Source organism: Flavobacterium sp. AC267, from assembly GCF_979258715.1.
Genome location: NZ_OZ409875.1, coordinates 4,587,846 through 4,602,524 on the forward strand (window position 1 = coordinate 4,587,846; position 14,679 = coordinate 4,602,524).

Genomic DNA, 14,679 nt, shown 5'->3' on the forward strand with positions numbered 1-14,679 from the left:
TATAATAAACCAGACATTTATTTCTATTTGTCTGGTTTATTTTTTTTGCATTAATTACTTTTTATTTTAATAATGAAAGTATTTTATTGAATACTTCATTGTTTTCATATACTCCTTGGAAATCCTGTGAGTGAGGTCCATAAGAAAATATAGGCACCATCGTTGCAGTATGGTCATTCGTTATAAAATCTCCTTCGATTTTGTGCTTTTTCACGTTTCCTTGCGGAATCGCAAATCCAGATGTTTCATGATCTGCTGTAACAATAACTAGTGTCCCTTCGTTTTTATCAGCAAACATAAGAGCTTGGGTAATAGCTGTATCAAAATCTATAGTTTCAGCAACTATTCCGGCGACATTATTAACATGTCCGAAACTGTCAATCTGCGCACCTTCAACCATTAGAAAAAAGGGTTTGTTTTTTTTGTTTAAAAATTCAAGGCTGTATTTTGTTGCTTCTGCTAATACTTCTCCTCTGCCTTCTAAAACAGACGGCACTCTGCTTTGAGAAATAAAAACGCCAACAGCATCTTGATTTACTGTCTGGATATCTTTTAAAGATGACAATAATTTAAATTTAGAATCTAGTGCTGTATTTTTAAACGTGGCTCCGCCTCCGCCAACAAATAAATTTAATTTACTGCTTAATAAATCTTTAGAAATCCCTTCTGTATCAGATCTTTCTTCTCTATGCGCATAAAAAGAAGCCGGTGTTGCGCCGGTAATTTCATCTGTAGTGATGACACCTGTAGAAAATTTTCTGCTTTGTAAAATTTCCAAAATATTAGGAATTGGTTTTCTCAAACTGTCTGTTCCAATGGCTCTGTTATTTGTTTTTTGACCTGTTGCCAATGCTGTTCCTGCAGCGGCAGAATCTGTTGTAAAGTCGTCTGCAGATTGTGTTTTTATAAAACCAATACTTTTTAATTGTGTTACTGATAATGCACCGCTGTTAGCCAAAACAGCCGACGAAATCTGCGATAATCCATTTCCATCTCCAATTAAAAGAATTACATTTTTTACGGGAAGATCTTTTTGGTCTGTTTTATAAGTTGGAGTATAAACTTTTGAAAAATTACTGGCTGTAACAAGTCTGTTTGGCAGGGTTTCTAGATAGTGAACACAGTTGTAAGGTTTGTCTGTATTGATAATATCTACACCTAATTCTGAAAATGCTTTCCAAGCACTTTTTGTATCTGGAGCTCCCCAAAAACGAAATGGTTTATTGGTCGCTTTTGCTTTAGAAATAATGGAACTTACGCGCTCATAATCCTCTTCGGTTAATCTGCCTAAACCATTCCATTTGGAATAATTTTTAAAATCGACACTTACCGTGGCTACTTTTTCCCAATTCTCTTTTGAAATAGTTTTTCCTAATTCCTGAAAATCAAAATTAATAAAATCAGGATATTTTGAATAGGTGTCAGAATTTGGCCTGTTTCCAGATATAATGATTTTAATATTCTGATTTTCAGTTATGGTTTTATACTTTTTTAAAATAGAAATAAGTTTATTAAGCGTTGGTTCGGCATCTGTTTTAATGTCTATCAACAAAAATAATTGTCTGCTCCTTTTTATATTTCATATTTAAAGCCGTTTCTAAAGGCTTTAAATACAAAGATTCTATTGTTCTGGAATCAGTAATATTTTGCTGATCGTGGGCAACATACAAATTATTATCTCTCAAAAAAATGTCAGCTTCTATAGAGGAAGCTCCATTTGAATAAGCATCCCAAAACGGAATGGTTTGGTTGTAATCATTGTGAGAATGTATTTTAACTATATTTTGAGAATACAATTGATTTCCTGCTCCAAAAAAGGACAAGAAAAGACTAATGAATAAAAAAGATTTTTTCATTTTGAAATAAATTAATGAATTGGGTAACAAAAAGACAGCGGCGATTATGTTGGGGCAAAAAAGGCTGATTTGGCAATAAAAAAAGTAAAATATTTACTCTAACAACTAGAACAAATTCATAAAAAAATAAAAAAAAACAGGGGTTTTAAAATTTTAAAACTACCCTGTTTTAAACAACTAACACAAGACTGCTCATCAAATGAAAATGAGCAGTAAAATTCAACTCAAACTAAAACTAACTTTTTTAATATCCTTTGTTCTGTACTAAATATCCTGGAGTGTTAGAAGCTCCATCAATTGCTACCTGCGGAATTGGGAACAATCTTTTATTTACATCTGTATCTGTTTTTTTCCGTCCATTTATCTTCAAAATGGCTGAAACGAATCTGAGTATTTCTTCTTAAACCTTCCCAGTAAAATTCGAAACCATATTCTCTGTATAAAATATCTAAACTAATTGATGGAAGCGGCTGCTGGAATTGGAGCACGTGCCGTTCTTGAAGTTCTTACTGTATTCATATCGGCCAATGCACCTGCATTATCTCCTTTTCTCAATTTAGCTTCAGCACGCATCATCAAAATTTCAGCGTATCTTAGTAATACCATATCTACACTGCTGTAATAATTTCCATCTGGTGAAGTATGGCTGAACTGGTATTTAGAAACTCTATATCCAGAAGAGTGCAGACTTCCTTCGTTAGTAAAATCAACTTTCAGCTTTAGGTCAACATAACCAACATTTTTATCAGGTCCGTTACCTTTAATTTGTTTCACTGGGTAAATTCTATAGCCGCCATCACATTTAAAGAATGCTCCGTTGGCATCTTTTCTTGCGACCCATGGAATACCTCTCATGATTCCTCTGTCAATTTCAAACTCTTCAGCTTTTACACAGTAATAATGATCCTGATCGTTTAAAGGTGAAAGTCCAGTAAGATCTTTTAAATTTTCAGGCACTTTTGCATTGTTTTTATAAAATCTAGAATCGGCATCGGCAGGATCTACGTTACCGTAAGCATCAACCCAAGTTTGATAAAAATCTGATGTAATTGCAGGACCATCCGTTCCGTCTGCATTAATTGATTCTGGTCTTGGAAACATTGATCCAGGAATTGACCAATATGCCCAGCGGTTATTTTCGTCTTTTAAAACACCACGCTGATCCATTGCAAAAATTACTTCTTTATTTGAATTATTATTATCATCAAATAAGTCAAAATACTCTGGTGATAAACTGAATTTACCTGAGTTAACAATATTATCTGTGTATTTAATAACCTTGTCCATATCTGCTGTTGTAAAGGAAGGCGTTCCGTAAGGATCACGATACACGGCGACATTTAGGTTTAATTTTGCAAGAAGTCCCCAAACAGTCGCCTGAGTCATTCTTCCTGGTCCTCTTGTATTATTAATAACATCGGCAACAGATAGAAGTTCGTTTTCTATATAAGTCACTGCATCTTGTCCGCGAAGGATTTCAGAAGTACTTGCTGATGATTCTTTTTTAAACACAATCCCCCAGCTGTCTAATGTCATCATGTTTAAATAAGCTCTAAGCGCTTTCATTTCATAAAGTGCTCCTTGTGCCTCTGTATTACCTCCTTCTGCAAGAGGAGTTAACACTTCAATAGCAGATAATGTTCTGGAAATATTTTTAGTAAGCTCGTTCCAAGTGCTGGTAACTAAGTCATTTGTAGGTGTTGTAGTATGTGCGTGAACGGCTAAATATTTACCTCCATCGTACCAGTCTGTTCCTCCTCTGTAAGGTAAAATACCTTCGTCACTGGCAATTAGTCGCAAACCAAAATTATTGGTATGAATCCATGTTGCTTTTAATTGTCCGTATGCTGGAGCAATTGCTCCGCTGATTGCATCTGCTTGTCCGGCACCATCTAAAGATTCGTCAAGTACCTTTTCTTCTAAGTCAGTACAGCTCCAGGTAAAGAACAAACTGAATGCAAGAGTCGCTACTATTATTTTATTTTTCATGTTTTTTATTTTTGATTAAAATCTTGCGTTTAAGCCAAATACAATGGTTCTGCTTCTAGGGTAACTGAAATAGTCAATTCCAAAAGACTGAATGTCGCCAACTGAAGTTCCAGTGTTAATTTCAGGATCGTAACCACTATATTTTGTGATTACAAATAAGTTTTGTCCCGTAATCGAAAGACGAATGTTATCCATTACATTATCAAGTCCGATTAATTTTGGGCTTAAATTATATCCCAGTGTTGCATTATTTAATCTTAAGAAACTTCCGTCTTCTAAATATCTTGTAGAAACTGTATTTGAATTGGTAGACGATTCATTTAAATATTGTGAAGCTCTGTCTGTAGTATTAAAAGAGTTTGCTAAATTTCCTCTGTTAAATGAAGTCATTGCTACGTGGTTGTAAATTTTATTACCGCCTGCACCATTAAAATTCGCACCAAAATCAAAGTTTTTATATCTTAAATTCAAGTAAAAAGCGTAGATATAATCTGGTAATGCACTTCCAGCAACGATACGGTCATCGTCAAGGATACTTCCATCTCCATTTGTATCTGCAAATTGGTTTAAACCATCAGCACCAATTCCTGTAAATTGAAGCATATAAAAAGAACCAATAGGCTGTCCATTAAGAACTCCGTTGATCGTTGCTCCAGATTGTCCGCCTCCCTGTGCGCCTCCTGTTGTTAATATTTTATAAGGAGAGTTTTCTACTTTATTGTCTGTGAAAGACACATTTCCACCAATGCTGTATGAGAAATCTTTGCTTTTATCACTGCTGTAATCTAAAGCCACCTCAATACCATTGTTTTTAATCTGCATGTTTGGAATATTTGTCCAATATTTTGATGTAGGCTGAATAGGATCTACTGGTGCTACTTCTAATAAAATATTTTCCGAAACTTTGTTGAAATAATCAAGAGTACCTGATAATCTATTATTAAATAAACTAAAATCTAAACCAATGTTTGTTTGAGTAGAAACCTCCCATTGAATATTTGGATTCGCCAAACGTGTGTAGATTGAACCATAAGGATAACCGCTCAAGTCTGTAGCAGAAGGATCTAGCGGATACGTATCGTTTCCTGTATTACTTTCTGTATAACTTGCTTTTGTAATTTTAGAAGGAATCTCCTGAGAACCTGTTTGTCCCCAGCTTGCTCTTAATTTAAGATTATTCAATGTTTCAGATTCAGCTAAAAAATCTTCTTTAGTAATATTCCAACCTAATGCTACAGATGGAAAATATCCGTATCTATTGTTTTTACCAAATTTAGAAGAACCGTCAGCACGCATTGTTGCTGTCAATAAATATTTATTATCGTAAGCATAATTTAATCTTCCGAAGAAAGACTGAAGCTCATTTTCTACAGCAGATGAAGATTGTGTTGTACGTTCGCTTGCTGTTTCAATTTGATTTTTTGGTTCCACACCATTATCAGGGAATCCAGATAAATTGTAACTCTTTTGGTTTACTTGAATTTTTTGGTAAGACTGACCAGCTAAAACCGTAAAATTGTGAGCTTTTGCACTAAAGTTATACGTTAATGTGTTTTCGTATAAAATATTATTATTGGTAGTCATAATATTGTTCAAAGAACCCAAAGTCGTATTAGTTGCCGATGAGTATGGCAAAACTTGGATGTCTCTTTCAGACATAGAATAATCTACACCAAGATTAAATTTATACGTTAATCCTTTTATGAATTCGTAAGACGGTGCGATATTCGCCAAAATACGATTGTTATTTGTAATATCAGAGTAGTTTTGCTCGCTAATTAACGGATTTAAAATATCATTACTTAAATTAACATTTGGCTGTCCGTTCACATAAACCGCATCAGTAGGATTCATTGTCAACATATTCCCTACAACAGTTCTAGCGTCTGGTCTTGAATTTTCAAGTTTAGTTGCTGTCATGTTAAAAGCAACATTAAACTTATCATCCAATGCTTTTTGAGTTAAGTTTAAACGTCCAGAATAACGTTTTAAATCACTATTTCTCAAAATACCTTCTTGATTATCTACACCAACAGATGCGACATAAGTTGATTTTTCTGTTCCGTCGCTCATAGAGAAATTAACATTTTGAGAAACACCAGTTCTCGTTAATTCATCCTGCCAGTCTGTATTTGATCCGCCGTCTTGTAAATTTCCGTTTACAGCGACAACTTGTCTTCTAAATTCATCTGCACCAAAAACATCCACTTTATTTGCTAAAGATGAAAATCCAGTAGTTACATTAAGATTAATTTTAGTCTGACCTTTTGATCCTTTTTTAGTAGTAATTACAATTACCCCGTTTGCGACTCTTGACCCGTAGATCGCAGAAGCCGATGCATCTTTAAGGACTTCAATACTTTCGATATCCTGAGGATTGATAAAGTTTAGCGGATTTGAAGCAACACCAGTATTAGAATTATCTAATGCAAATCCGTCTACTACATAAAGCGGCGTTGTTCCAGAACGTAAACTTCCAACACCACGTATAATGATATCTTGATTTGCACCAGGTTCACCACTCAGCTGCAACAACGTTAACCCCGGCAACTTTACCTTGAATCAATTGTCCTGCATTTGCGACTACCCCTTTGTTAAAATTTTCACTTTTTACAGAACCGATAGCTCCAGTTACATCAGATCTTTTTTGAGAACCGTAACCAACCACTACTACTTCATTTAAAGTGCTTACTTCTTCAACAAGCGAAACGTTTAATTTTGCACCGCCTGAGAATGAAACTTCTTTTGTTTGAAATCCTACATAAGAAAAAACCAAAACACCATTGTTTTGCTGTGCTTTAATCTTAAAGTTACCATCAAAATCTGTAGTTACAGCTCCTTTTGGTTCTCCCTTTATATACACAGATACTCCTGGTACAGGTACTTTCTCAACATCAGAAACCACGATTCCTGATACTGAAACTTGCGCATGGGTATATGACATACATCCTAGGGCAAGAATTAACAATGCATAAATTTTTTTCATTTAAAATACTTTTTTATGTTTTGCCAAAAGTATTTTATGGATCCTGCCAAAAGGAGGATTTTTGTTTTTCAAAAGAGGACTTTTAATTCAATTTAGGATATAATTAACGCAAAAAAGGGGCTTTATTGCTCATTAACATTAGGCTAACTTTGCGTAAATACAGGGCTAACAGGAATTCTAAACTGTCTGCTCTTTTAATTCCTTAGATTCTTTATATTCCTTTGGTGTTTTTCCGAAATACTTCTTAAAAGAACGTCCAAAATACTTTGGATCATTGTAGTCGCATTCAAAACTTATTTCAGAAATATTTAATCTTTTCGTTTTTAATAAGACTTCAGCTTTTTGTAATCGAAGCGACATTAAGATATCCGAAGGAGATTGATTTAAAGTTTCTTTAAATACGCGATAGCATTTTACTCTAGAGATTCCCAATTCTTCACCCAGCATTTCTACATTAAATAAAGGATTCTGCAATTGTTCTTTTATTATTTCTAATGCTCTTTTTAATAGTTTTTCATTTGCTGTAACATGTTCATTATCTTCGGTCAGAATTTCAAATATTTTCTGCTGGATTTTATGTTCTCTTAAAGGTTCAACATTTTGATGAATCAAACTGTCGATCTTTTTTCGGACAAAAGAAACGCTGGCGGGAAGTTTAATATGCGTATCTATACCTATTTCTAATAATTGCTCGTCCAGTTCGTAATTGATATCTTCGGAAATATAAATCAGTGGTATTTTTATATTCGAATTTTCTTTGTTTAACTGTAAAAAGTTAAGCGACTCTTTTGAAAATGATGCCTGATAGAAAACCAAAGCGACAATATCAATCTGTTTTATTACTGCGTTTAAATTAGAAATCGAACTTTCATAGATTATGTTATAATTTTCGCTTTCCAAAACCTGATTTGCGACTGGATTGTTATACGGATCACCAAAAACTAAAAGACATTTTTTTACCTTCAGAAAATTGATTTTCATAATTAAAATTTTTCCAAGAAATTGTTTCTTTAAAATTGACATCTGGATCAACAAATTCTATCGGAATATTCAATACTGCTTGAAAATGTCCATCTGAAGACGGAATTAACTCTGCCTTTAAATCTTGTAATAAAATTTGTAAAGCTGTAAAATAAGGACTGTAATGAGAAATGTTGTACCAGTTGTTTTTTAAGATAATACTATCCGAATCGACTTTAATTTGTATCAAATTATTTTCGCGACTAATGGCAATATTCAATGTACTGTCTTTATCCGAATATTTGCAGATGTCATTAAAAAAGTACTGCATGGAAAGCTTTAATCGTAATATATCGATCATTGCAAAACAATTTGTATTGTCAATTTCACAATTTAAATTTACCTGATTAAGTCTGCAGATTCTTTTTTAATTTTTCTACATTATTTTTTAAAACAGGAAACAAATTAGTCGCTGTCTTTTTTACGGGACCAAGATCTTTAACGTGTTCCAAATAATTCCACTCCGAAATAAGATTTACCAATTTGCTCGTTTTCAGCAATAGTTCCCGATGTATTTCTGTATCTTTTTTAAAGGAACTGGAAACTTTAATTATTTCTGAGATTGGTTTTTGAAATTCAGCCAGCATAAAAGTTTTAAATTTTTCGATCTCAAAATTTTCGTTTTTTAAATCGCTGTGAAGAATTAAAAGTTTTTCTTTTTGTTCTTCTATTTTTTTATTTTTCTGATCCAGTTCTACATTAATATCTTCCAGATTTTTTTTCTGATTCTCAATTACAGAGGTACGAGCCGTTACCAATTCTTCCAGATATTTTTCTCGCGTTTGAGCTTGCTTTGTTTTTTACATAAACGACTATTATACAGAAAAGTAGAATACAGCCCGATAAAAGCATATAAAACGATATTGATTCATAAAAAGCTTTGCCAACAGTAAGGGTAAAAAACACAGGTTCTGGAATTCCGTCTCTTCCCTGTTTGATTAAAAAATGATAATCACCAGAAGATAAATGAGAATATTTTATTTTACTGCTCGGAACTGCAAGAATCCATTTTTCATCTTTTCCCTCCAGTTTATAATAAACATCTGTTTTTTTCTTAGGAAACAGAATCGGAATTAATTCTATTTCTAATTCATTGTGGGAAAAACTTTTTTCAATTGTTCTTTCGCATAAGCTGTCTCGCCATCTACTTTCAATTTTATTTTTGCTTTTGCCTCATTCGAATAAATCGTATTTGGATTAAAATAATTAAGTCCCGCTACTCCTCCAAAAAACAAATTTCCTTTCGAATCCTGAAAATAAGCTCCTTCCGAAAATTCTGGTGCCTGCCATCCGTTATTCGGATTATAAGAAGTAACCGTGTATGTTTTTTTATCAATAGAAGCAATTCCTTTTGTGGTACTAATCCAAACTTTGTTTCCATTGTCTATAATTCCGTACACCATATGACTTGGCAGACCTTCCGATTCCGTAATGTTTTTTACCAAGCCCGTTTTTTTATTAAAAACAGTTACACCTCCCAGAGAAGCAATCCAATAATTATCTGATTCATTATCAACAAAAAGTGAGTAAATACTATTACCTAAAATTCCTTCTTTGGTGGTAATTTTCTTTATAGTGCCTGTCGTAGAATTAAACACAATTACTCCATTGTTTTCTGTTGCCAATATAAGGTTCTGGTTATTTTTCTTAACACATCTAATGTGGTATTTCTTTACTAATTCTTGTCCCTTAAATTTTTCAAATCTGCCTGCTGTAAGATTAAATTTAGCAAGTCCGCCCCAGCATCCCATCCATAATTGTTTATTTTGATCCTCATAAATAGAGTAACATCTCGTAATGTTCATTCCATCTGCGTTACTGTTCTCGTAACTGGTGACGTTATTTCCTGAAATACGCAAAATTCCTTTATATGTACCAGCCCAAACCGAGCCGTCGCTTGACGTAAACAACGTTCTTATTCGCTCCCAATCTGGATCTAGACCCGCCTTTTCTATTTTAAACTTTTCAAAAAGACGTCTGTTCTCACTGTAGTGATAAAGCCCTCTTGTGTAATAACCCAGCCAAATTTTTCCTTTAGTGTCTTTGGTAACTGCCCTGATAGTTTCAGCAGGCAGAAAAGGCTCTTTTACAGGATGGGGCATAATCGAGTTGATTTCCTGAGAGCCAGTATATGCCATACTCAAACCTCCGTCTTTCTGGCCTAACCAAATATTGCCAAAATCATCTTCGTGGAGTGTTTCGATTTCATTGCTTTTAAAAGAATACGATGCATAAATATCAGCCGTAATATGTTCTATATTATTCTCATCAGAATCATTAGTTAGAATGTAGAGTCCATTTTCTCGAGTTGCAAACCATATATTTCCTAATTTATCTTTTAAAATATCATTGATAATAAGTTTAGGATATTTTTTCAGCAGAATGTTTTTGAGAGAATTAAAATCTTTTCTTTTTACTTTATTTTGAGGTATTTCTACAAAGGATTTATTTTTAAATTCATAGAACGCTGTGCTGGTTTCTACTACAATATTTCCTTTTTGAGATAAATGAATATCTTTTGGAAGACTTTTAAACTTAAACTCTTTAAATTCATCATTTCCCAGATAGCTGTTTATATTTCCCTCTTTAGTAATAAGCCAGATTTGTCCTTCGACATCTTTTTTTAGTTTGGTAATATAATTACTGGAAATGGTTTTAAGATCATTTAAATTGTTTTTATAAATTTTAAAATTATATCCATCAAAATAATTTAAACCATCCCAAGTCGCGATCCATAAACCTCCGTCTTTGTCGCTCTCTATATCAGCAACCGAATTGTTAGATAAACCGTGATTTGCAGTAAAACTTTCAAATTTTATCTGTTGTCCAAAGGAGAAAATAGTAAAAAAAGAAAATAGTAATAGTAGTGACCTTGCCATTGTTTGTATTTTAAACTTACAAGTATACAATCGCAAGGTCACCTAAATATAAACTCTATGTTAAGTTAAAAGTGAACAGCGCAAACAAAGAATAGTTTAAGAAATGAACATAAATTTCTTGCAGAAAAAAACTACTTTTAAAAGAGATTACTTTACAACTGTAGCTTCAAATTCAACTTTTAAGGTTTCAAAAAGACTTTTTACCTCTAGAACTGTACTCGATTGTGTTATTTCATTTTGCTGAATCCAAGTCTGGAAAACATCGAAATTTTCAAATAACGCGGCACTATCTGTTGTGTAAATATTAAGTCTTACGATATTCTTTAATTCATAATCGGCATCAAAAATTACTTTTTCCAAATTTTCGATTGTCTGAAACAGCTGACTTCGCATATCAGCATCGCTGGAAATCCCATTTTCATCAATAGCGGTCTGTCCAGAAACATAAAGAGTTCCTTTTACATTACTCACTTCTACCGCTTGAACATAGTTTCTTGCATCCTGCCATTTCCATGGATTTATTACTCGTTTTTCCATCTTTTATATTTTAAAAATTATAGATGCAAAAATCAATAAATCCGTATTTTCTGCGACGTGACAAACATCACAATTTTAAATTATCAAAATAGTCGGCTCAGCGTCTCGCGCGAAACTCCTAAATAAGAAGCCAAAGAGGATTTAGGAACACGTCGCAGTAACGAAGGATTTTTAAGCAGTAACTGTTCGTATCGTTCGCGTGCATTTGATGTCAGGAATGATAATATTCTAGTTTGCGATCCAATATGTCCTGCAATAGATTTTCGAAGAAAAAAACGCTCCATTTTCTGTAATTCATTACACAGTTTTTCAAAGTTTTCCAGCGAAAGACTGTAAAGCATAGTCTCTTCAATACATTCTAACGATAATGATGCTTTCCCTTTTGTATAAAAAGCCTGAAAATCGGTTTCCCACCAATCTTCCATCGCAAAAGAAACTATGTGTTTCTTAGCATCTTTATCTTCATAAACCAATTTGATAAGTCCAAACACTACAAAATATACTTCTTTTACATCATTCCCTTCCTCGATAATAAATTGACCTTTCTCAAAAGTTTTTAATGTAAAATGAGAAGTAATAAACGCGACTTCTTCATCTGTCAAAGAAACTACTTTCTCAATATGTGTTCTTAAAAATTCCGCAGGATTAGTCATAAAGTGGTTTTAAAAGTAAATTTAAATATTAATTAGTTCAACGAAAAATCTACGTAAAATAAAAAATCCAAATCCCAAGTTAAATTGGAATTTGGATTTTTTTAAATCTTGGAATTTAATTTCAATTATTTTTCAATAACAACATTTTTAAAATTACTATTAGTGCTGTATTCTTCGTTTCTTTTTAAAGATATTATGCGAGATAAACTGCCTTTTTTACTTTTGAAATTTCCTATTAGATTTCTTGTCTTCCCTTTTTCTATTATTTCAACGCCAACGTTAGTTTTTGATTCATAAACTTTATATGTTTTATTTTTATCTTTAAATACCAGCAAATTATTTTTTATGCTATAATTGAAATTTTCAGAATAGTCAAAAACCACAGAACTATCACTTTTTACTAAAGAATAATAAAGGGTTGGTGAATAATCTTCATTAATAAAAAGCACAATTTTTTTCTCTACTGTTCTCAATATCAAAAGATAAAATTTCCTCATTGTATTCCTTTATTGTACGCTTATCTGTTGTAATTTCTTTTTTTCCTATCCAAGAGGTTTCATGATGATCATAAAATGGTCCAATACGACTGCCCTCTGAAGTAAACTTTATTAAATTGGCTTTATTATTTTCAATTTTGTATTCAAAGCTATTATCATATTCAGCTTGCCTATAAGCAATAATTTTTTTATTCTTAGCGTCAAGTTCAAAATAAGCAATAGGATCATCCATTATTTTAGAAAAAGATTTACTAAACTTATAACCTTTTGAAGTTGCTAAAAAGAAATTCCAAAAAGTAAAATTACGGTAACCTGACCCTTTATCACTTATTGCAACATCCATTTTTCCATCAAAATTAAAATCACCATACCAAACCTTATCTTCTTCAATATCATCATGTTGATTTGCAAAATAATTATCTAGCCTCGTCTCTGGTACTTGCTTTTTTGTTGTACGATCATAGACTTTAACTTTTTTAATTATACAATCTCTATCTTTTCTAATATCATAATCTAAAACAATAACTGCATAACGGTTGTTAGGTAACAAAACAACCAATCCTTTATCAACTTTTATTTTTTCCGCTTCACTATTTTTTGTCGATATTGTATCTGTGTTTTTTTCTGCAATTGTATCCTCTTTCTTTACAATAGAATCTTTTGCAATTACATGATTTTTCTTGATTTCTGTATTATGGTTGCAGGAAAAAAGGATTATAAATAATGAAATTAATAATGCTGTTTTTTTCATTTGAATTTGTAAGCTGTTAGATGATTTAATTTTAAAAAAATCATTGTTATTTCACTTAAATAACTCAGCAAAATTAAACTTGAAAATCCCATATAAAAGTGCTCTAAAAGCCATAAAAACAATAGTATAAGACTTTTATTAGAAGCAAAAAAATCCAAATCCCAAGTTAAATTGGAATTTGGATTTTTATAAATCTTGGAATTTAATTTCAATTATTTTTCAATAACAACATTTTCAAAATTACTATTAGAGTTGTCTTCTTCGTTTCTTTTTAAATATATCGTCCTAGATAAGTTTCCTTTTTTACTTTTAATATCTCCAATTAATTTTATTGTTTTTCCTTTTGATTTTATTTCAACACCTATATTATCATTTGTTTCAAACACTTTGTAAATTTTATTTTTATCTGTAAACTCTAGTGTATTGTTTTTCGCATTATATTTGAATTTTTCAGAATACATATAATCGATTAAACTGTCATTTTTTACCACAGAATAATAGAGGTTAGAAAGTTCATCATCAAAAATTACAACTTTTTCTTTTTTATTTTTAATTTTAAAAGACCAAAATGCTTTTTCATAATCATTTTCTATGAAGTCTTTATTGAAGATTGCACCTCGCGTGTAAATCATCTTTTTCCATTCCAATATTCTTCTGAATGATAATTAAATGGCTGAAATACTAATCGGCTAGATCTAACATCTTTTACTAATTGTGCCTTGTTTTTTTGGACCTTATATTCAAAACGACCATTAAATTCAGCTTCTCTGTAGGCAATAATTTTTTTGTGTTTAGCATCAAGTTCAAAATAGGCAATTGGAGAATCCATTATTTCCGAAAATGATTTACTAAACTTATAGCCTTTTGAAGTTGCCAAGAAAAAATTCCAATAACAAAAAGCTCGGTAACCTGATTCTCTACCTCTAACAGCTACATCCATTTTTCCATCAAAGTTAAAATCGCCATAATCAACATAATAATTACCTAAGCTATCACTCTTATCCGAATAATAATTATTTAGTAGTGTTTGTGGCACTTGTTTTTTTGTTTTGTCATCAAATACTTTTATACATTTTGGTTTATATGACCATGTTAACCAATCATAATTTTGTTCTTTATCCAAATAAGCTTCCAAAGTTATAAGTGCATAACGATTTTTTGGTAATTGCACAATTACGTCAAAATCTTCGGGTTTTGGAGGTCCTTTCTTTTTTGTCGATATTGTATCTGTGTTTTTTTCTGCAATTGTATCCTCTTTCTGAACAATAGAATCTTTTACAATTGCATGATTTTTCTTGATTTCTGTATTATGGTTGCAGGAAAAGAAAATTATAAATAATGAGAGAAATAAAACCGTTTTTTTCATTTGTTTTTTTTGATTTTTAGACGATTTTAATTTAAAAAATTCATTGTTATTTCACTTAAATAACTCAGCAAAATTAAACTTGAAAATCCCATATAAAAGTGCTCAAAAAGCCATAAAAACAACAGTATAAGACTTTTATTAGAAG

General features: G+C 31.9%; 17 protein-coding genes. All 17 read right to left on the bottom strand.

Annotation, left to right across the window (positions count from 1 at the left end; all coding sequences use genetic code 11):
* Positions 1–61 precede the first annotated feature (61 nt).
* Positions 62–1,549, bottom strand: coding sequence for an alkaline phosphatase (locus ACZZ95_RS24365; protein WP_463471070.1), 1,488 nt, complete (start codon positions 1,547–1,549; stop codon positions 62–64).
* Entirely contained in the window at positions 1,536–1,856 is a 321-nt protein-coding gene (locus ACZZ95_RS24370) for a hypothetical protein (protein WP_463471071.1), read from the bottom strand. The genes ACZZ95_RS24365 and ACZZ95_RS24370 overlap by 14 nt, the downstream gene beginning before the upstream one ends.
* A gap of 244 nt (positions 1,857–2,100) precedes the next feature.
* Entirely contained in the window at positions 2,101–2,226 is a 126-nt protein-coding gene (locus ACZZ95_RS24375) for a hypothetical protein (protein ID WP_463471072.1), read from the bottom strand.
* Between the two features lie 83 nt (positions 2,227–2,309).
* Positions 2,310–3,845, bottom strand: a complete 1,536-nt coding sequence (locus tag ACZZ95_RS24380) for a RagB/SusD family nutrient uptake outer membrane protein (protein WP_463471073.1) — start codon at positions 3,843–3,845, stop codon at positions 2,310–2,312.
* Between the two features lie 15 nt (positions 3,846–3,860).
* Positions 3,861–6,377, bottom strand: coding sequence for a SusC/RagA family TonB-linked outer membrane protein (locus ACZZ95_RS24385; protein WP_463471074.1), 2,517 nt, complete (start codon positions 6,375–6,377; stop codon positions 3,861–3,863).
* Complete coding sequence (locus ACZZ95_RS24390) at positions 6,361–6,831, bottom strand: carboxypeptidase-like regulatory domain-containing protein (protein ID WP_463471075.1); 471 nt, start codon at positions 6,829–6,831, stop codon at positions 6,361–6,363. Before ACZZ95_RS24390 ends, ACZZ95_RS24385 begins: the two co-directional genes overlap by 17 nt.
* A 177-nt stretch (positions 6,832–7,008) precedes the next feature.
* Positions 7,009–7,812 carry a helix-turn-helix domain-containing protein gene (locus ACZZ95_RS24395; RefSeq protein ID WP_463471076.1) on the bottom strand — a complete coding sequence of 268 codons (804 nt, stop codon included), beginning with the start codon at positions 7,810–7,812 and terminating at the stop codon, positions 7,009–7,011.
* The gene (locus tag ACZZ95_RS24400) at positions 7,763–8,152 is read right to left on the bottom strand and encodes a hypothetical protein (RefSeq protein WP_463471077.1); all 390 of its coding nucleotides are present in this window, start codon (positions 8,150–8,152) and stop codon (positions 7,763–7,765) included. The genes ACZZ95_RS24395 and ACZZ95_RS24400 overlap by 50 nt, the downstream gene beginning before the upstream one ends.
* Positions 8,153–8,198: 46 nt before the next feature.
* On the bottom strand, positions 8,199–8,609 hold the full coding sequence (locus ACZZ95_RS24405) for a hypothetical protein (RefSeq protein WP_463471078.1): 411 nt from the start codon (positions 8,607–8,609) through the stop codon (positions 8,199–8,201).
* Positions 8,581–9,006 carry a triple tyrosine motif-containing protein gene (locus ACZZ95_RS24410; RefSeq protein WP_463471768.1) on the bottom strand — a complete coding sequence of 142 codons (426 nt, stop codon included), beginning with the start codon at positions 9,004–9,006 and terminating at the stop codon, positions 8,581–8,583. Before ACZZ95_RS24410 ends, ACZZ95_RS24405 begins: the two co-directional genes overlap by 29 nt.
* Complete coding sequence (locus ACZZ95_RS24415; RefSeq protein ID WP_463471079.1) at positions 8,937–10,730, bottom strand: ligand-binding sensor domain-containing protein; 1,794 nt, start codon at positions 10,728–10,730, stop codon at positions 8,937–8,939. The genes ACZZ95_RS24410 and ACZZ95_RS24415 overlap by 70 nt, the downstream gene beginning before the upstream one ends.
* A gap of 147 nt (positions 10,731–10,877) precedes the next feature.
* A complete protein-coding gene (locus ACZZ95_RS24420; RefSeq protein WP_463471080.1) occupies positions 10,878–11,267 on the bottom strand; it encodes a RidA family protein in 390 nt (129 codons plus the stop codon).
* An 83-nt stretch (positions 11,268–11,350) separates the two neighbouring features.
* Positions 11,351–11,920 (bottom strand): Crp/Fnr family transcriptional regulator, encoded by a 570-nt coding sequence (locus ACZZ95_RS24425; protein ID WP_463471081.1) that lies wholly within the window; start codon positions 11,918–11,920, stop codon positions 11,351–11,353.
* Between the two features lie 125 nt (positions 11,921–12,045).
* Positions 12,046–12,369: a hypothetical protein gene (locus ACZZ95_RS24430; protein WP_463471082.1), complete on the bottom strand. Its 324-nt coding sequence runs from the start codon at positions 12,367–12,369 to the stop codon at positions 12,046–12,048.
* Positions 12,356–13,168: an XAC2610-related protein gene (locus tag ACZZ95_RS24435; RefSeq protein ID WP_463471083.1), complete on the bottom strand. Its 813-nt coding sequence runs from the start codon at positions 13,166–13,168 to the stop codon at positions 12,356–12,358. The genes ACZZ95_RS24430 and ACZZ95_RS24435 overlap by 14 nt, the downstream gene beginning before the upstream one ends.
* A 212-nt stretch (positions 13,169–13,380) precedes the next feature.
* Positions 13,381–13,800, bottom strand: a complete 420-nt coding sequence (locus tag ACZZ95_RS24440) for a hypothetical protein (protein ID WP_463471084.1) — start codon at positions 13,798–13,800, stop codon at positions 13,381–13,383.
* On the bottom strand, positions 13,797–14,534 hold the full coding sequence (locus ACZZ95_RS24445; RefSeq protein ID WP_463471085.1) for an XAC2610-related protein: 738 nt from the start codon (positions 14,532–14,534) through the stop codon (positions 13,797–13,799). The genes ACZZ95_RS24440 and ACZZ95_RS24445 overlap by 4 nt, the downstream gene beginning before the upstream one ends.
* Positions 14,535–14,679: the final 145 nt, after the last annotated feature.